This is a genomic window from Streptomyces sp. NPDC002537 (assembly GCF_053594975.1).
In genome coordinates, this window is sequence record NZ_JBSFWT010000032.1 from 14,574 (window position 1) to 32,897 (window position 18,324).

The 18,324-nt window shown below is 72.2% G+C and carries 11 protein-coding genes; 2 read left to right on the forward strand and 9 right to left on the reverse strand.

The genetic code is table 11. The annotated features are described in order from the left end of the window. The first annotated feature begins 143 nt into the window (after positions 1–143). Complete coding sequence (locus ACWD4A_RS16735) at positions 144–4,799, forward strand: amino acid adenylation domain-containing protein (protein ID WP_451194468.1); 4,656 nt, start codon at positions 144–146, stop codon at positions 4,797–4,799. A 14-nt stretch (positions 4,800–4,813) separates the two neighbouring features. After that, complete coding sequence (locus tag ACWD4A_RS16740; protein ID WP_451194470.1) at positions 4,814–6,526, forward strand: AMP-binding protein; 1,713 nt, start codon at positions 4,814–4,816, stop codon at positions 6,524–6,526. Between the two features lie 9 nt (positions 6,527–6,535). Here ACWD4A_RS16740 and ACWD4A_RS16745 read toward each other — a convergent pair whose 3' ends face one another. The 9 genes from ACWD4A_RS16745 to ACWD4A_RS16785 form a co-directional block, all read right to left on the reverse strand. Next, positions 6,536–7,816: a cytochrome P450 gene (locus tag ACWD4A_RS16745; protein ID WP_451194472.1), complete on the reverse strand. Its 1,281-nt coding sequence runs from the start codon at positions 7,814–7,816 to the stop codon at positions 6,536–6,538. Positions 7,817–8,018: 202 nt separating this feature from the next. Beyond that, positions 8,019–10,253, reverse strand: coding sequence for a HelD family protein (locus ACWD4A_RS16750; RefSeq protein ID WP_451194474.1), 2,235 nt, complete (start codon positions 10,251–10,253; stop codon positions 8,019–8,021). A 173-nt stretch (positions 10,254–10,426) separates the two neighbouring features. After that, complete coding sequence (locus ACWD4A_RS16755; protein ID WP_451194476.1) at positions 10,427–11,593, reverse strand: enolase C-terminal domain-like protein; 1,167 nt, start codon at positions 11,591–11,593, stop codon at positions 10,427–10,429. After that, positions 11,586–12,464: an alpha/beta fold hydrolase gene (locus tag ACWD4A_RS16760; RefSeq protein WP_451194478.1), complete on the reverse strand. Its 879-nt coding sequence runs from the start codon at positions 12,462–12,464 to the stop codon at positions 11,586–11,588. Before ACWD4A_RS16760 ends, ACWD4A_RS16755 begins: the two co-directional genes overlap by 8 nt. 4 nt (positions 12,465–12,468) lie before the next feature. Further along, positions 12,469–14,142 (reverse strand): GH3 family domain-containing protein, encoded by a 1,674-nt coding sequence (locus ACWD4A_RS16765; protein WP_451194480.1) that lies wholly within the window; start codon positions 14,140–14,142, stop codon positions 12,469–12,471. 70 nt (positions 14,143–14,212) lie between these two features. Beyond that, positions 14,213–15,322, reverse strand: a complete 1,110-nt coding sequence (locus ACWD4A_RS16770) for an LLM class flavin-dependent oxidoreductase (protein ID WP_451194482.1) — start codon at positions 15,320–15,322, stop codon at positions 14,213–14,215. A 47-nt stretch (positions 15,323–15,369) separates the two neighbouring features. Continuing rightward, positions 15,370–16,629 carry an ATP-grasp domain-containing protein gene (locus tag ACWD4A_RS16775; protein WP_451194484.1) on the reverse strand — a complete coding sequence of 420 codons (1,260 nt, stop codon included), beginning with the start codon at positions 16,627–16,629 and terminating at the stop codon, positions 15,370–15,372. A 62-nt stretch (positions 16,630–16,691) separates the two neighbouring features. Further along, positions 16,692–17,990, reverse strand: coding sequence for an aminotransferase-like domain-containing protein (locus ACWD4A_RS16780; RefSeq protein WP_451194486.1), 1,299 nt, complete (start codon positions 17,988–17,990; stop codon positions 16,692–16,694). Beyond that, positions 17,971–18,318, reverse strand: coding sequence for a YciI family protein (locus tag ACWD4A_RS16785; RefSeq protein ID WP_451194488.1), 348 nt, complete (start codon positions 18,316–18,318; stop codon positions 17,971–17,973). Before ACWD4A_RS16785 ends, ACWD4A_RS16780 begins: the two co-directional genes overlap by 20 nt. Between the last annotated feature and the right edge of the window lie 6 nt (positions 18,319–18,324).

An 18,324-nucleotide genomic window follows, 5' to 3' on the forward strand; every position in this document is an offset into this window, starting at 1 on the left:
ACAGTGCGCTGAGACAGCGCGGCCGGACGGCCGGATTGGGGGGCGACATGTCATTAGGCTCTGATCCACCCATTTCACCGGATCCACCTGTTTCCGAGGTTTCCGAAGTTCCCGAGGTTTCCGAGTTTTCCGACACCGCCGAGGTGCTCGCCCTGCTCGGTGAGCTCCTCGCCCGCGTCAACGACGAGTACGAACGGGAACCGGGCCCGGACGACCCGCTCTTCCTGGAATCCCTGGACGCCACCGCGTTCAAGTCCGCGACGGACACGGCCTTCGGCACCGATGTCCCCCTCGGCGTGTTCCTCGATTCCTGCACCCTCCGTACGGTCTCCCGGGCGATACGCGAACACACCGCACAGCTCGGCACGACAGCACCGGCGCACACGGCCACGGGGGAGCACCGGTACGACCCCTTTCCCCTCACCGATGTCCAACAGGCGTACTGGCTCGGTGCCGAGGGATTCGACCTCGGCGGACGTTCGGCACACTTCTACGGCGAGATCGACCTGCTCGCGGCGGAGAACGAGCGCGCCGAGGAGATGTTCAACCGGCTCGTCGCCCGGCACGACATGCTCCGGGCCGTCCTCCTCCCCGACGGCCGTCAGCAAGTGGCCCGGGACGTGCCCTACTACCGGTTCCGCCACCAGGACCTGCGGGGGCTTCCCGACGCCGACGTCCGATGTCGCCTGGGGGAGACCCGGGAGCGGCTGGCCGGCCAGGTCCTCGACCCGTACACCTGGCCGCTCTACGAGATCCGCACCCACAGCCTCGACGGCGGCAGGCTCCGCCTGCACCTGAGCATCGACCTGCTGCTCGTCGACGCGGGCAGCCTGCGGCTGTTGCTGTCCGAGTGGATCCGGCTCGTGCTCGACCCCCGCTCGCTCGGCCCGGCGCCCGCCCCCACCTTCCGCGACCACCTCGAAGCCGTCGCCCGGCACCGCCGGACCCCCGCCCACGAACGGGCCCGCGCCCACTGGCTCGACCGCGCCGGCACCCTGCCCCCGGCACCCCGACTGCCCGTACGGGCCCTCACCCACACCCGCGCCCCGGCGTTCGTCCGCAGGGAGAAGCAACTGCCTCCCGCCGTCTGGCGGCGGATCAGGGAACGCGCCCGCGCCCTCGGCGTCACCCCCTCGGTGCTGCTCTGCGCCGCCTACGCGCAGGTGCTCCGCACCTGGAGCGCCGCGCCCCGCTTCACCGTCAACCTGACGCTCGCCGAACGGCCGTTGTGGCACCCGGACGTCCCCCGCCTCCTCGGCGACTTCACCGGCACGCTCCTCCTGGAGTGCGACCTGACCGGGGCCCCCGACCTGGCGACAGCGGCCGCCCGGCTCGGCGCACGGCTGCGGGAGGACCTGGCACACGCCTCGTTCAGCGGCGTCGAGGTGCAGCGCGAACTGGCCCGCCGCGGGGACGGCGCGCGGGCGCGGATGCCCGTCGTGTTCACCAGCCTGCTCCAGGAGCACGACGACCTCGACGCCCTGGAAGGCGTGGTGTTCGAGACCGGACACACGGCCTCCCAGACTCCCCAGGTGCATCTCGACAACCAGGTCCTGGTCCGGGGCGGTGGCCTCGTCGTCGGCTGGGACGCCGTGGACGAGGCGTTCCCCGACGGCGTGCTCGACGACATGTTCACCGCCTACACCGGACTCGTCGAGAGCATCGCGCGGGACGGCACCCCCGCCCCCGTCACCCCGCCGCGCCGCCAGCTCGACGTCCGGGCGGCGGTCAACGACACCGCGGGCGAGCTCCCGGACGAGCTCATCCACGCCGCGATCGACCGGCGGGCCGCCGAGCGCCCCGACGCCCCCGCCGTGATCACCGCCCACCGGACACTGACCTACCGCGAACTCGACGCGCACGCCGGACAGTTGGCCCGGAGGCTGCGTGCCCTGGGCGCCGCGCCGAACACCCCGGTCGCCGTCCTGACGCGCAAGGGCTGGGAACAGGCCGTCGCCGTGCTCGGCGTGGTCCGCGCGGGCGCCCCCTACCTGCCGGTGGACGCGGGCCTGCCGGAGGCGCGCATCGCACAGGTCCTCACCGCGGGCGGGGCCCGGATCGCCGTCACCCAGCCCGGCGTGACACCACCGCCCGGGGTCACCGCCGTGGTCGTCGGGGCCGAGCCGGACCCGGCCGCGCCGGACGGCCCCACGGCCGCCCCCGCCACCACCCCGGCCGACCTCGCGTACGTCATCTTCACCTCGGGCTCCACCGGCCGCCCCAAGGGCGTGATGATCAGTCACCGCAGCGCGGTCAACACCCTCCACGACATCACCGCCCGCTGCGCGGTCGGCCCGGAGGACCGCGTCCTCGGGCTGTCGTCGCTGAGCTTCGACCTCTCGGTGTACGACGTGTTCGGCGTGCTCGGAGCGGGCGGCGCCCTCGTCCTGCCCGCGCCCGAGGAGACCCGGGACCCCGGCCGCTGGGCCGCACTCGCCGAAGCGCACCGGGTCACGCTGTGGAACACCGTCCCCGCCCTGCTCGACCTGCTCGTCGAACACTGCGAGCGGCAGGGCACCGCCCTCCCCCCGGCGATCCGGACCGTCCTGCTCAGCGGCGACCGCATCCCCGTGTCCCTGCCCGGACGCGTCCGCGCCCTCGCCGCGCGCGAGCCGGAGCTGATCGGCCTGGGCGGCGCCACCGAGGCGGCCATCTGGTCGATCCGGCACCCGATCACCCCCGCCGACGCGGCCCGGCGCAGCATCCCCTACGGCACCCCCTTACGGAACCAGACCTTCCATGTGCTGGACGAGGAACTCGCCCCCAAGCCGGACCACGTGCCCGGCGAGCTGTACATCGGCGGCGCCGGCCTCGCCGACGGCTACCGGGGCGACCCCGCGCAGACCCGGGAGCGCTTCCTCACCCACCCGCACACCGGCGAGCGCCTCTACCGGACCGGGGACCTCGGCGCGTACCTCCCCGACGGCAGCATCGAGTTCCTCGGCAGGAACGACTTCCAAGTCAAGATCAACGGCCATCGCATCGAACTCGGCGAGATCGAGACCGTCCTCGCCGGCCACCCGGGCGTGCGCGCGGCGGTCGTCGTCGCCAAGGACGGCAGACGGCTGATCGCCCACGTCGTCCCGGCACACGAGGACATCACGGCGGAGGCACTGCGCACCCATCTCGCCGACCGGCTGCCCGCCTTCATGGTGCCCTCGGCGTTCCGCACCCTCGACAGCCTCCCCCTGGGCCCCAACGGCAAGATCGACCGCTCCGCGCTCCCGGACCCGACGGGCCCCGACACCCCGTACGAGCCCCCCGCGACACCCGTCGAGAAGGCGCTCGCCGAAGCCTGGGCCGCGGTGCTCCCGGCGCGGCGCATCGGCCGCCACGACAACTTCTTCCTGGCGGGCGGCGATTCGCTCCTCGGCGTCCGCGCCGTGGCCAAGGCCGCCGAACTCGGCATCCACCTGACGCCGGAGGACTTCCACACCACGCCCACCATCGCCGGACAGGCGGCAGCGGCCAAGCGGACACCGACGACGGCGCCGCGCGCGAGGGCCACCGGACGCGTCGCCCTCACACCCGCCCAACGCTGGTTCTTCGAGCAGGACTTCGCCGATCCCCACCACTGGAACGGCATGTGGCCCCTGTTCGACCTCGCCCGCCCCCTCGACCCCGGCCTGCTCCACCGCGCCCTCACCGAGGTACTCGCCCATCACGAAGGACTCCGCGCCCGCTTCCACCGGGACCGGCACGGCCCGTACGCCGACATCCCCGACGGAGACCCGGCCGACGCGCCCCCGGTCGACACGGTGGACCTCCGCACGGTCCCCGACAGCGCCCTGGACGACGCCCTCGCCCATCACGTCGCCCTCCGCAACGCCTCCCTCGACCCCGCCACCGGCCGGACCCTGCGGCTGGCCCTCCTCGACCTCGGACCGGACCGCGGCACCAGGCTGCTGATCAGCGCCCACTGGCTCGTCATGGACTACTACTCGTCCAGGATCTTCCACGAGGACCTGCGCGCCGCCCACACCGCCCTGGAACAGGGCCGCCCCGTGACCCTGCCACCCAGGACCGCCTCCCTGCACCAGTGCGCCGCACAGCTCGACGCCCACGCCGCGAGCGAAGAACTCGCCGGCGAACTGCCCTACTGGCAGCCCTACACGGACCTCGCCCCCGCATCCCTGCCCGTCGACCACCGGCGAGGCCCCAACACCCAGCACTCCGCCGTACGCCACCTCACCACCCTCACCGTCGGCCTCACCCACCGGCCGCCCGCGGAACACGGCACCGAGACACGCGAACTCCTGCTCACCGCCCTGGCCCGCACCGTCACCGCCTGGACCGGACGGCCCGAGCTGTACGTCGAAGTGGAAGGGCACGGCCGCGACACCGCGTTCGGCGCCCTGGACGTCTCCCGCACCGTCGCCCGGTTCTCCACCCTCTCGCCGCTGCTGCTGCCCCCGGGCGGCCTCGCCACCACCCGCGACCGGATCCGCGCCGTCCCCCACCGGGGCACCGGGTACGGACTGCTGCGCCACCTGCACCCCGACCCCGCGGTCAGGGCGCGGATGGCCGCGATACCGGCGCCGGAGCTCGGCTTCAACTACTGGGGCGACGTCGGCGAGTACTTCACCGGGGACGCCCGCCCGGTCGCGGACGCCTTCGGCCACCACCGCGGCGCCCGCGGACACCGCCCCAGGGTCCTCGACCTCATGGCATTCACCGCGGGGGACGAACTGCGGCTGGTGTGGACCTACAGCACCGGCCTGCACACCGTGTCGACCGTCCGCGCCCTGGCCGACCGCTTCACCGACGAACTGCGCGCGCTGGCGGGGGAAGCCCGATGAGCGGGGGCGACCCGATGAGCGAGAGAAACGCGACGGGCGGGGGCGCGTACCCACGGCCCGAGGACATGTTCGGCGCGGTGACCGTGCCCGGGGCGCTGGAGCGCGCCGCGACCGTCCCGGCCGGGATCACCGTGACCGACCGCCACCTCGCCGGAACACCCCTGCCGTACGCGCTCCTCGCCGCCGCCGCGCGCCGGGCCGCCACCGGCCTGGCCACGGCCGGAGTCCGGCCGGGAGACCGCGTCGCCCTCGTCTCCTCCACCTCGGCCGCCTTCCTGATCGGCCTCTTCGGTGCGTGGCGGGCGGGCGCCGTCCCCGTCGTCCTGCCGCTGCCCCACCGGGTCTCCACCCTCACGGAGGCCGTCGACGGGATCCGGCGGCGGCTGGACCACGTGGACGCCCGCTGCGCCGTCGTCGCCGACGCCTTCGCTGACCTCGCCTCCGACGGACTCGGCGCGCACCGGCCCGTGCTGACCTGCGGACAACTCGCGGCGGAACGGCAGGAGACCACCCGGCCGCTGCCCGAGGGCGCCGACGAGCTCGCGTACCTCCAGTTCACCTCCGGCACCACCGGCCCGCCGAGGGCCGTGGCCCTCACCCACCGCCAGATGCTCACCAACGCCGCCGTGTGCTGCGAGCGGCTGCGGCTCGACCGCGGCCGCAGCCTGCACCTCAGCTGGCTGCCGCTCCACCACGACATGGGCCTGATCTCGGCGCTCGCCGCCGTGGCCTTCCGGATCCCCCTGGTGCTCATGCCACCGGAGGAGTTCCTGTCCCGCCCGGACTCCTGGCCGGAGGCACTGTCCCACCACCGCGCCACCAGCACCGTCGCCCCCGACTTCGCGTACGGCCTCGCCGCCCGCGGCCTGCGCCTGCGGCCGCGCCCCCTCGACCTGTCCGCGCTCGAAGTGTGCGGCGACGGCGCGGAACCCCTCCACGCCGCCGCCGTCGCCCAGTTCACGGAGACCGGCGCCCGCCACGGCCTCCGGCCGCAGGCCCTCACCCCCATGTACGGGCTCGCCGAGGCCGCCCTCGCGGTCACCATGGGGGACATCGACCGGCCGGTCGCCTGGGACCACGTCTCCCGCGACGGGCTCGAAACCGGCGGCTACGCGCACCCGGTGGCCCCCGACGCCCCGGACGCCCGGACCCTGGCCGTGTGCGGACACCCCGTACCCGGCGTCCGCGTCGAGATCAGGGATCCGGAAGGCACACCGCTCGCCGGCCGCGAGGTCGGCGAGATCCACGTCCACAGCCCCGCCCTCATGCGCGGCTACTGGACCGAACCCGGAGCCACCGCCGAAGCCCTGCACGACGGCTGGCTGCGCACCGGAGACCTGGGCTACCGCACCCCCGACGGCCTCGTCGTCTGCGGCCGGATCAAAGACATGATCATCGTGGGCGGCCGCAACCTCTACCCGGAGGACTACGAGTACGTGGCGGCCGGGGTCGACGGCGTACGGCCCGTGTGCGCGGCGTTCGCCCTGCCCGGCACCGAACGGATGGCCGTCGCCGTGGAACCCGCCAAGGACGTCCACGACCACACCGACCTCGCGGCCCGGGTCATGACGGCACTGCGCGAACACCTCGGACACGCCCCCGACAAGGTCCTCGTCCTGGCGAAGGGCTCGATACCGCGCACCACGTCCGGCAAGGTCCGGCGCGGCCGGTGCCGCGAACTCCACCTCGCGGGACAGCTCCCCGAACTGGCCCGCCGCACCCGCTGAACCGGGGCCTCAGCGGCGCCGCGACACCACCACCCGCGCACCCCGCGCGGGAACCAGCGTCACGTTGCGGGCCCGCTGGGCCTCCGGCTCCCGCCGCTCCGGACGGACGTCGTACCGCAGGAGCGTCTCGCGCAGCGCCACCGTCGCCTCCAGCAGCGCGAAACCCGCGCCGAGACAGCGGCGGGCGCCACCGCCGAACGGCAGCCAGGTGTTCGCGGGCGGCTGGCCGTCCAGGAACCGCTCGGGACGGAAGTCGTCCGGCTGCTCGTGATGCGCCGGATCCGCGTGCACCAGACCGATCGCGGGCATCACCGTGGCGCCCGCGGGCACCCGGTACCCGCCGACCACCAACGGCTCGGTGAGCTGCCGGGCCACCTCGTGCACCACCGGCCTCAGCCGCAGCGCCTCCTTGGCGACCGCGGTGAGGTACGCGTCGTCACCCTCGTCCGCCGCGCGCTGCGCCCTGCGCAACTGGACTGGCCGCCTGGCCAGTTCGTGCAGCGCCCAGGCCAGCCCCGTCGCCGTGGTCTCGTGCCCCGCGAGCAGCAGCGTGACCAGCTGGTCCCGCAGCTCGGCATCGGTGAACCCGCCGTCGGGCTCGTCCTCCCCGGACTGCAGCAGCCGCGACAGCACGTCGGTCCGGCTGCCCAGGTCCGCGGCCCGCCGCCGGCGGTCGATCTCCGCGTACAGCAGCTGGTCCACACGCCGCTGGAAGCCCGCGTACCGGCGCCACGGTCCGACGTGCCGGAGCGCGGGATACGGCAGGCCCAGCAACGTGATCGGGCCGATGTCCGCCAACCCCCCGACGAGCGGGCGCAGTTCGGCCAGCCGCTCCCGGTCGGTCACCCCGAACACCACCTGGAGGATCACCTCCAGCGTCAGCGCCCGCATCCGCCGGTGGACACCGAACGCGTGTCCCTCCGGCCACTGCCCCACCTCGGACCTCGTCAGGCCGACGACCATGTCCTGGTATCCGCGCAGCGCCGCGCCCGTGAACGCGGGCGTCAACAGTCGCCGGGCCCTGCGGTGTTCCCGTTCGTCGGTCAGGAGCACGGAGTGGTCGCCCAGGGCCGGACCCATGATCGCGTTGCCCTCGCCCGCGTGCAGCACCTCGACCGGTCCGGCGAACACCGTCCGGATGTCCTCCTGCCCGGCCAGGATCACCAGGCACCGGGGCGGGGCGGTCAGCCTGAGCGTGAACACGTCCCCGTACCTGCGGCGCAGCAGCGGGAACAGCCGGTGCCGGTAGCGCGCGAACAGCAGGGTCTGCACCACGGCGGGCAGCCGCACGCCCGGCGGCCTCCTCGCGGGCACCCGCACAGCGGCCGGCCGATGACTGGTGTCGCTGGACATGACGGCCCCCCTGGCATTCGCGCCTGCGGCTCCGGAGGCACGGTAGCAGCCGTGCACGCCCCGGGAGCCCGGTCGTCCGTGCCGGGCGCGTATTCGACGACGGCCGGGGCGCGGCCGGGAGGCCACGCCCCGCCTCCGGCTACGCGACCGCGTGGTCGGCGGCCGCGAGCGATTCCAGCCCCGTCGGCAGCGGCGCCGCGTGCACCACCCCCAGCCGCTGCGTCGGCCGGGTCAGCGCCACGTACAGGTCGCTCGCCCCGAACTCCGCGGGCTCCACCACGATCACCGTGTCGAATTCCAGCCCCTTGGCCTGTCGCGGATCGAGCAGGACCACCGGCCTGGTCAGGTCCGGGGCGGGACCGGCCGAGGCCTCCGGGAGGGCGGCCGACAGGGCGGCGAGGCGGGCGCGCGGGGCGATCACCGCGAGGCGGGCCGCCCCGCCGGACTCCCGCGCGACGGCATCGGCGACCGCGCGCGGCAGGTCGTCGGTCCGGTGCGCCCACGGCCGTACGCCCGTGGAACGCACCGAGCGCGGCGGCACGAAGGAGGGGTCGGCGGACCGGACGATCCCCGCCGCGACCTCCATGATCTCCGCCGGTGTGCGGTAGTTGACGCCGAGCCGGACGTGCTCCCAGCGGTCGTCCACGTACGGGGAGAGGATCGTCCCCCACGCGCCGACGCCGCCGGGTTCGGCCGTCTGCGCCGGGTCGCCGACCAGGGTCATCGACCGGGTGGGACAGCGGCGCATCAGCAGCCGCCACGCCATCGCGGACAGCTCCTGCGCCTCGTCCACGATGATGTGGCCGAACGCCCAGGTGCGGTCGGCGGCCGCGCGCTCGGCGGCGCTGCGGTGGTCGTCCTCCTCGTGCCGGTCCGCGAGCCGCTCCGCGTCGACCAGGTCGTGGGCGGCCAGCACCTCCGAATCCTCGTCGTCGACGTCCTCGAACTCCTGGGTGCGGGAGCCGTAGGAGAGGTCGAGCACGCCCTGCGCGTACGCGATGCGCTCCTGGCGCTCCGCCTCGGCGGCGGCGCGGGCGGCCGAGGCGTCCTCGCCGAGGAGCTCGGCGGCCTCGTCCAGCAGCGGGACGTCCGCGGGCGTCCAGCCGCCGCCCTCGCGGCGGATCGCGGCCGCGTCGGCCTCCGGCAGGTGGACGGGGTCGGCGAGGAAGTCGGCGACCAGCCCCTCCGGCGTGAGCACCGGCCACAGTTCGTCGATGGCCGCGTGCACGGCGGCGTCGGCCGCGACCGCCTTGCCGAGCTGGGCGATGTCGTCGGGCCCGAGGAGGTTCGGCCCGCCGTACGGGTCGGCGCCGATGCGGTCGGCGAGCTGGGCGGTGAGCGCGTCGATGACGCGGAACGCGAAGTACGGGCGGGCGAGGTTGTGCGGCAGACCGGTGTCGCGCGCCTGACGCCGCGCCTCCTCCGCGATGCCGGTGTCCAGCCGCAGCTCGCCGTCCTCGTGGTCGATGACGGTCACCGGGCCGGGCAGCGTCTGCCGGTCCCGTACGAAGCGGGCCAGGGCGTCGGCCATCGCGGCACGGCCCTTCACCTCGGCGGCCGCGGCCGTGTCGGTGCCCGTCGCGGTGACACCCGGGAAGAGCTCGGCGGGCGTCGCGAGCAGCACGCCCGTCTCGCCGAGCGACGGCAGCACCTCGCCGATGTAGCCGAGGAACGCCGGGTTGGGCCCGACGATCAGTACGGCCCGGCGGGCCAGTTGTTCCCGGTGCGCGTACAGCAGGAAGGCGGCGCGGTGCAGCGCCACCACGGTCTTCCCCGTGCCCGGCCCGCCCTCGACGACGAGGACGCCGTGGTGCGGGGCGCGGATGATCCGGTCCTGCTCCGCCTGGATGGTCTGCACGATGTCGTGCATCCGGCCGGTGCGGGCCGCGTCCAGCGCGGCGAGGAGCACGGCGTCCGCGTCGGCGCCCTCGTGCCCGGTGCGCCGGGCGTCGGTGAGGTCCAGGATCTCGTCGTGCAGGGCGGTGACCCGGCGGCCCTCGGTCGTGATGTGGCGCCTGCGGCGCAGCCCCATCGGGGTGTGGCCGGTGGCGAGGTAGAACGGGCGCGCCACGTCGGCCCGCCAGTCGACGATCAGTGGCGTGCGGTCCGCGTCGTCGCGGCGCATGCCGATGCGGCCGATGTGGTGGTCGCGGCCGTCGCGGAACGCGAGGCGGCCGAAACAGAGCCCGTTCTCACCGGCGTTGAAGGCGGCGAGCAGGCCGGACCGCTCGGCCACGAGGACATCCCGCTCCAGGCGTGCCTGGAGGCCGTTGCCGGCCGGCGCCAGCGCCTCGGCGACCGCCCTTTCCGTCTGCGTGCGCAGTTCGGCGAGGCGCCCGTGGAGCAGATCGATGAATTCCTGCTCGTTCCGCATTTCCTCGTTTGACAATTCGACTCCCACCCGGATATTATGCACTCATAAAGCTTCCCCACGCCCCGAGTTACCGTGTGCGCGGAACTTTCCAATATACGTGAAGAAATACCCCGGCCGTCAATACGGTCCGGGGTATTTCTCTTTGTGCCCGGCGGTGGGTGGGCCCGTGCGGATCAGGGGGCGGCGGGCAGGGGGTGCCAGTCGGGCCGGTCCCCGGTCCAGCCGAGGGCGGCCCAGCGTTCGGCGGCGCGGTTCAGGCCCATGGCGAAGCCGGGGCCGTCGGCCGGCGAGACGGTGTTGTCCCGGCGGTTCACGGCCGGACGGGGCGAGACGATCATCTCGGGAAAGAAACGGTCGGACTGGCCGGCCTCGACGGTCAGTGCCCCGGGGCTGCCGAAGGCCAGCGCGCGACCGGCGTTGATCAGCGGACCGGTCTCGGCCACCTGGACGCCGATCTGGAAGGCCACGCCGGAGGACCGGGCGTACTCGACGAGGCGGGCGGCGTTCAGCAGGCCGCCGTTCTTGGCTACCCGGACGTTGATCGCGTCGCACGCCCCGGCCGCGACCGCGGCGCGGGCGTCGTCGAGCGTGCACACCGACTCGTCCAGCATGACACTGACACCGGTTTCACGGCGCAGCGTGCGCAGGGCGTCCCAGGACCGCCGGGGCAGCGGCTCCTCGATGTGGTCCGCTCCGCAGTCCCGCAGCCGGCGGGCGTTGGGCCCGGCCGTCCCGGCCGACCAGCTCATATTGGCGTCGACCATGACGGGGACACCCGCACCGAGCCGCTCACGGACCGCCGTCACCGTGCGGGCGTCCCGCCCGATGTCGTCGGACGCCTTGATCTTCACGAAATGGAAGGGGCCGCGGGAGTCCAGGAACTCCTCGGCGCCGATGCTCAGGTCGAGCACCTGGGAGACGGGAAGGGGCCCGGCCGTCCCGGGGGCGGCGAGGGGCATCAGCTCCCGTGCGCCCGTCCCCGTCGCCCGCCCGATGTGATCGAGCACGGCCGTTTCCAGCAGGCAGATCAGATTGTTCCCGCCGGTGACGCCGAACGTCGCCTCGAAACCGTCCTCCTGAAGCCTTCCGAGCAGCTCTTCCGGAGACAGGGCCGTCAGCCGGGCGAAGAACCTGTCCATCGGGACCTGCCGCAGCGCGGCCACGACGCTGTCGCCGGTCTCGCCGGTGACGTAGGCGCGCGGCGCGCACTCGCCGATGCCGGTGACGCCGCCACCGCTGATGCTCAGGACGAGGCTGTCGCTGGTCCTCCGCCGGGCGGCCGGGTGGTCGAAGCCGGACCGCATCGGCAACGCCACCCGGTACAGCCGCGCCTCAGGCATCGCGGCTCAGCCCCTGGAGGAGGGTGTGGGCCGACGCCCAGTCGACGAGGCTGCCGACGACGTCGGTGTAGAAGAGGTAGTGCCTGTCGGTGGGGAACTGAATGATCATTCCGCGGTCGGAGACCATTTTCGTGAACACCCGGTGAGCGGCGCCGAGATCGACGATGGGGTCGCTCAGGCCCGACACGAACGCGGTCGGCACGTCGGGGAGTTCACGGCGCGGCTCCATGTAGAGCTGTTCGAGGCCGAGGAGCGTGGCCCGGGAGCGCCTGGTCAGCCGGCGGACGGCGAGGTCGTCGTGGTCGATGAAGTGCCGGTACTTGGCGTCGTCGGTGAAGTCCGAGGACTTCAGGCCGGCGTCCCACAGTTCCGTGCTCCGCTCGGCGGCGAGCGCCGCCCGCTCCTCGTCGCCGAGGGTGGCGTGCAGCTTGCCCAGCCAGGTCGAGCAGAAGACGGCGGCCTCGTAACGGGTGGTGAATCCCGGGTGGTGCATCAGGGCGGCCAGGAAGGAGCCGCCCAGGCAGTGGCCGAACAGCGAGAGCGGGACGCTGTCGCCGATGTACTCCCGTACATGGGCGAGGGAGCCGGCGTAGTCGGCGATGACGGTCTCGACACCGGGTATCTCCTGGCGCTTGCCGGTGCTGATCCCGCTGCCGCGCCGGTCGAGCGCGAAGAAGACGATGTCGTTGTCGGCGAACTTCGGCCCCACCTCCCACAGCCATCCGGCGTGGGACTGCAGGCCGTGGAAGTAGAAGACCGCGCCCTTGATCTCCCGCGGCCGCCAGAGGTGGAGCGCCAGGTCGGCCCCGCCGGACGAGAGGGTGATGATCTCGCGGCGGGTGTTCTGCGGTGGTCTGCTGGTCTCTATCACCCCGTCACACTCCCGGATGCCCTACGAGGACGGACACGAACTCGGCGTCCTGCTGGAACGGCTTGTACTTGTACTGGGTGGCGTTGCCCTGCTGGCGGCGGGACTCGGTGTAGGCCGCGATCGTGTCGTGGGGCACGGTGAAGAATTCGAGCGGGCCGAGCCGGCCGCTGTTCCGCTTGGACGCGTACTCGATGTTGATGGTCTTGAGCGCGTCGTCGACGGCGTCGGAGAGCGCCCTGTCCAGCGCGGGGTGCGGGGCGGGGACCTCGCCCACGACCGCGTAGTGCGGCGGCTCGCCCCACTGCGGACCGCACAGATAGAGACCGCTGCCGAGGTCACCGGCGGTCATGGCCTGCTCGATGGCCTGGGTGACCTGGGCCTCGGTGATCTTCTCGCCGGTGAAGGAGTGGAAGACACCGTCACGGTGCACGAAGTGGACCCACGGGGTGCCGTCCACCACGCGGTCCACGTGGTAGATGTCGCCGCTCCACAGCCGGTAGAGGCCGTTGCCCTGCGTCATGATCAGGTGGTAATCGCGTCCGGCCTCCACCTCGTCGAACAGCAGCGTGCCGATCCCGGCGCCCGACCCGACGAGTTCCCCCAGCGGCACGTCCGCGGGCACGAACTCGAAGAAAGCCTGGTGGACGGCGAGCGGCTGGCTGTCCAGCGAGTCGCCGACCGGGACGGTGGTCACGCCCTCGGTGCCGCAGCTCATGAACGGCATCTTGCCGACGCCCGGCAGGACCGTGTCCAGCTTGGACTGGTAGAGCCCGGCGGACGAGGACAGCCAGCAGCTGTAGAGGGTCAGCGACGGCCAGACGTCCTTGAGGGTGAAATCCCCCTCGGCCAGCACCGACGCGAGATGGCGTGCGGCCTCCGGGTCCGGCGCGGCGACGGGCTCCCCTTCGAGGGTCCCCTCGCGGAGGTCGCGGACGAGATCCGTCCCGTGCTCCGCGATCAGGTCACGCAGCGAGATGAGGGTGCTCGGATTGATCGCCGATATGAAGTGCAGCTCCTGGCCGACGAGATGACGGATGCGGTGGTACATCCGGCCCGAGTGCGAGGAGGGCGCGCCGGTGCCGAACCACGGGGACTCGGACCACGGTGGGTTCCAGTCCCGGCTGTTGATCCGCGGATGCCGATTGCTGATCGCCTGGTACTGGACGCCGTACACGAAGTCGTCGACGGCCTCGTGGACGGTCTGGGTGTCGAGGGTGGCGTAAGGGTTCGCGAGTATCTCGGGGTGGTGCTCGATATACGTTCCCCACATGGCCTGCATCGCGGGGATCCGATAGGTCAACAGCCAATGCAGGGTGTAAGGGACCCGCTTCGGGTCACCGGTGGTGCCGCTCGTCTTGAGCCAGCGCAGCACCGGGCTGCACGACAGCACACCGCCCTTGGTACGGGTCTCCCGCTCGATCTCCTCGTGGAAATCGCTGTAGCGCATGATGGGCAGGACCGACCGGAAGCTGCCCGGGTCGGCCACGACGGAGTCGTACCCCTGTTCCTTCCAATGGAGCGAGTCCGCGCACAACTCGATGATGTCCCCGAGCACCCGTTCCTGGGCCGCCTTCGGGTCCTTGAGGTCGGCCAGCAGTGCCGCGCGGGCCCGCCTGCACTCCTCCGCGAAGGGGGACCGGCGTGCGTTCCAGTGCTCTTGCCAGTGCGAACGTCCCACGGCTTCAGCTTCTCCCTAGCTTGTTCTTGACCTGTGGCAACGAGTGACGCCCAGTCCCCAAGCGGCGTGCCTACCGGCCGCGGTTCGCGATCGCCCAGTCGACGGCTTCCTGCGGGCGGTCCGCCGAACCCGTGATCCGCGGCGCCACATAGCGGGCGAGCAACTCCAGACTGCGGTCGGTGTTCTCGTACGAGGTCCAGTCCGCGACGTACACGAGCACCTTGCCGAAGCCTCCGGTGGCCTCCTGCATCCGACGGATACCGGCCGCGACCTCGTCCACCGAGCCGACCAGCGCGCCGCCGGCCTCGACCCTCGCCTCCAGCATCGTCTCCCGGGGCGTGTCCGGGCCGATGACCGTGCGCCCCGCCGCCCTGCCGAAGTACTCGAACAGCCAGCGGTCGTAGCCCGCACGGACCTCGTCGAAGGCCTGCTTGCTCGTCTCGCCGACGTGGACCGGCAACGCGATGCGCCAGTCCTCGCGCCTGATGACCTGGCCGTACTCGTCGGCCGCCGCCTCCGCGTGCTTCCACTGCTGCGCCAGGCCGATGTGGTCCGCCGAACCGGGTGCCAACAGGGAGAACGGCAGCGCGAACGAGGTCATGCTCAGGCCGTACCGGCCGACCAGACGGGGGCTGGTGACCGAGGTGCCGGAGGTGGCCATGGCCACCTCCAGCGGGCCGGGGCCGAAGCGGGGCAACTGCAGCTTGGCGTCGTTCAGTTCGAACCAGTCGGTCTTCCGGGTGACCCGGGACTCCCCGTTGACCAGCTCCAGGACGGTCGGCAGGGCCTCGTCGAGCCGCCTGCGCTGGATGTCCGGGTCCAGGCCGAACATCTTCGCGTCGAAGGGCACACCGGGGCCCACGCCGAGGATGTAGCGGCCGCGGGTCAGCTGGTGGAGGTGCACGGCACGGCTGGCGACGTGGAAGGGGTGGTGCCCGGAGAGCGGCACGACTCCGTGCGCGAGCCGGATCTGGTGCGTGCGCTGGGAGGCGGCGGCTATCAGCGTCTCCGGCGCGCCGACAAGACCCCAGCCCAGGGTGTGGTGCTCGCCGAACCACGCCTCGTCGAAGTTCAGCCGGTCGGCGCGCTCCACCAGATCGAGATTCCGCTGGATCGCCAGGTGCGGGTCCTGACCCGTCTCGTGAACAGGGGAAAGGAAAAGGCCGATTCTGCTGTGCACTGGTCTCCCTCGACGAAATGACAAGTAAAAGGCGGTACTCGGGCGCGTCAGGCGAGGCGGTAGAGCAGGTCCTTCAGGCCGATGGACTTCTCGTAGTCGGCGACCAGTTCCTGCTCGTCGGGCGAGGTCAGGTAGATGCGCGCGGATGTCGTCAGAAGGTCGACGGTCGGGCGGATCCGGGAGCCCTGCGCGTACTTCGCGCCGGCCAGGAACACGCTCGGCAGCTCCCTGATCTGGTCGACGACCCCCTGGTCCACGGAGCCGACGACGCCGTCGAGTTCGGTGGGCGTGTTGTAGACGAAGGCGGGCTGACGCATGCTGTAGACGCGCCCGCCGTACTCCCGGACGAACCCTTCGGGGTCGGTGTACGCCCGTGCGGTGAGCCCCGCCTGGTCGTGCCCCAGGCAGATCTGCTGGAAGGCGGAGTTGAGCTGCCCGTTGAGCCGTGTGGCGATCTCCACCAGGACCGGGCCCTCGTCCCCCATGACGACCTCCGCGTGCGAGGGGCCCCACGCGACCCTGAGCGCGTCGAGGACCTCGCCCACGTAGGCGACGAGGGCCGGGACGGCATCGCTGTCCTCGGCGACGAGGATGTCCCGGTTGTAGATGTTCCGGCCGGACGGGAGCAGGACCTTGTCGTACCGCCAGACGCCGCAGGCATAACGCCGGCCGGCACAGCTGACGGTGTCGACCACGTACTCCGGGCCCTTGAGATAGGCCTGGACGAGCACCTCGGTGTTCGAGGTGCCGAAGATGTCGGGGGAGGCCAGCACGCGTTCGGCCGCCGCGTGCACCTCGTCGGCGTTCCCGCAGATGACGACGCCGTCCGAGGCCGCGGAGCTCAGCGGCTTGACGACGACCGGGTACGTGCCCCTGTCCTCGGCCCAGCCGGCCAGGGCCTCGGGGTCGCCGCTCTTGAACTGCTCGGCGCAGCGCACACCGGCCCTGCGCAGCGTTTCGATCATCTCGTACTTGTCACGGCGGGCCGGTGAGAACTCGGTGCCGTTGGTCGCGATGCCCAGCGCCTCGCTCAGCCGGTCCGCCAGCCGCACGGCGGACTCCTGGCCCGGGACGACGCAGACCGGGTCGTACGGACGGAGCAGCCCGGCCAGCGCGTCGTGGTCGGTGGAGACGATGTTCTCCGCGTACGCCGACAGGTCGGGCGGTTGCATGGTGGGGATGAGCTCCGGCGTGCTCTGCACGTGGATCACGCGCGTTCCGGACGCGGCGAAGGCCGCGGGGTAGAAGTTTCCGGCCGAGTATCCGTCGACCACCACCGCGGTCGGCCGGTCACTGGTGCTAATCATGTTCATCGTCCTTCTGGCACAAGGAATTCGGGGTTCCGGCCTCGGCACCCTGCGGGAGCCGGTCAGTCGTGCGGGGTTTCCCTGATGAAGCGGGCGAGCCGCGCGATGCCTTCCCGGATGGCCTCCGGGGCGAGGTTGCTGAACCCGAGCCGCATCGTGCGGTCGCCACCGCCACCGACGTAGAACATGCTCATCGGCGCCCAACTGACGCCGTAGTCACGGGCGGAGCGCTCCATCGCCGCCAGGTCTGCCGTGAACGGGACCTGCAGCGTGAGGAAGAATCCGCCACGCGGAGCGTTCCGGCGCACCCCGTGGTCCGCGAACTCTCCGGCCGGGAAGTGCTCGTCGAGCGCCGCGAGCGTGGCGTCGAGGCGTTCGAGATAGACCGCGGCCAGCTCCCTCGTGGGCGAGCGCAGGTCGTAGTCGTTCTCGACGAGGATGCCGCCGATCACCGCCTGGGACAGCGTGGACGAACCGACCGTGAACATGGCCTTGGCCTTGGACAGCACCTGGGCGAGCAGGCGCGTCCCACCGGCGTCGTCGGTGACCGGCTGATCCGCGACCAGATAGCCGAGACGGGCCCCGGGGAAAGCCGACTTGGCGAACGAGCCGAGATAGACGACCCTGCGCCCGGCGTCCAGCGACTTGAGGGTGGGCATCGACTCGCCGTCCCGCGCGAACAGCCCGTACGGGTTGTCCTCCAGGATGACGAGGTCCTCGTCGTCGGCCACCTCCAGCAGACGCCGGCGGGCCTCCAACGGGAGCACCGTCCCGGACGGGTTGGAGAAGTCCGGCACCAGGTACAGGGCCACGGCACGCCCGCCCTCCGCCCGCACGGCCCGTGCCGCGGCGGCCACCTCCTCGGGGTCGAGGCCGTCGGGGCCCTCGACGATCCCCCGTACCGGGATGTCGAGCATCCGGGCGGCACCGGTGATCCCGACATAGGCCGGCGAGACGCTCAGCAGCACATCATCGGGAGAGGAGAACAGACCACGCAGAGCGACGAGGGCCGCCTCCTGGAAACCATGCGTGATCATGACGGCCTCGGCCGGTACGTCGATGTTCTCGTCCCGCTTCAGCATCAGGGCCACCTCGCCCTGGATGACGCCGTTGACCGGGCCGTACTGGAAGAACAGCCGGGTGATCTGCCGCTCCGTCATCCCGCGGTCGCGCAGGTGCTTGATGTAGCGGTCGATGTAGAACGGGATGTTCGCCAGGTCGTGGGTCCCGTCGTACGGTGCCCCCGACGAGAACGACAGGGCGGCGGGATATTTCAGCGCGGTCTCGCTGAGGATTCGCATGGAATCCATCTCCGGGTCGACGACCCCGGCATGCAGCGACTCATGCTTCAACGACAGCATTTCTGTCGGATCCTTCCGCATCGGACTTCCCGGTGGACCGGTCCGGCGCGGCGATCCAGCTGCCCTTGCCCGGTGCCCATTCCTTGATACGCGTCCTGGCGACGACCCCGCCCTTCACATAGGGCTCGTCGTCCAGCAGCCGCTGGAGTTCCTCACGGTTCTCCACGTCGTAGACCAGCAGTCCGGCGTTCTCGCCGACCAACGGGCCCGCCGCCAGCAGCACACCGCGACCGGCGAGGCCGTGGAGATTCTCGGCGTGCGCCGGATGCAGGCCCTGACGTCCCGCCCTGTCGACGTTGTACTCGAATTCAACGACAAACTTCGCCACACGAAG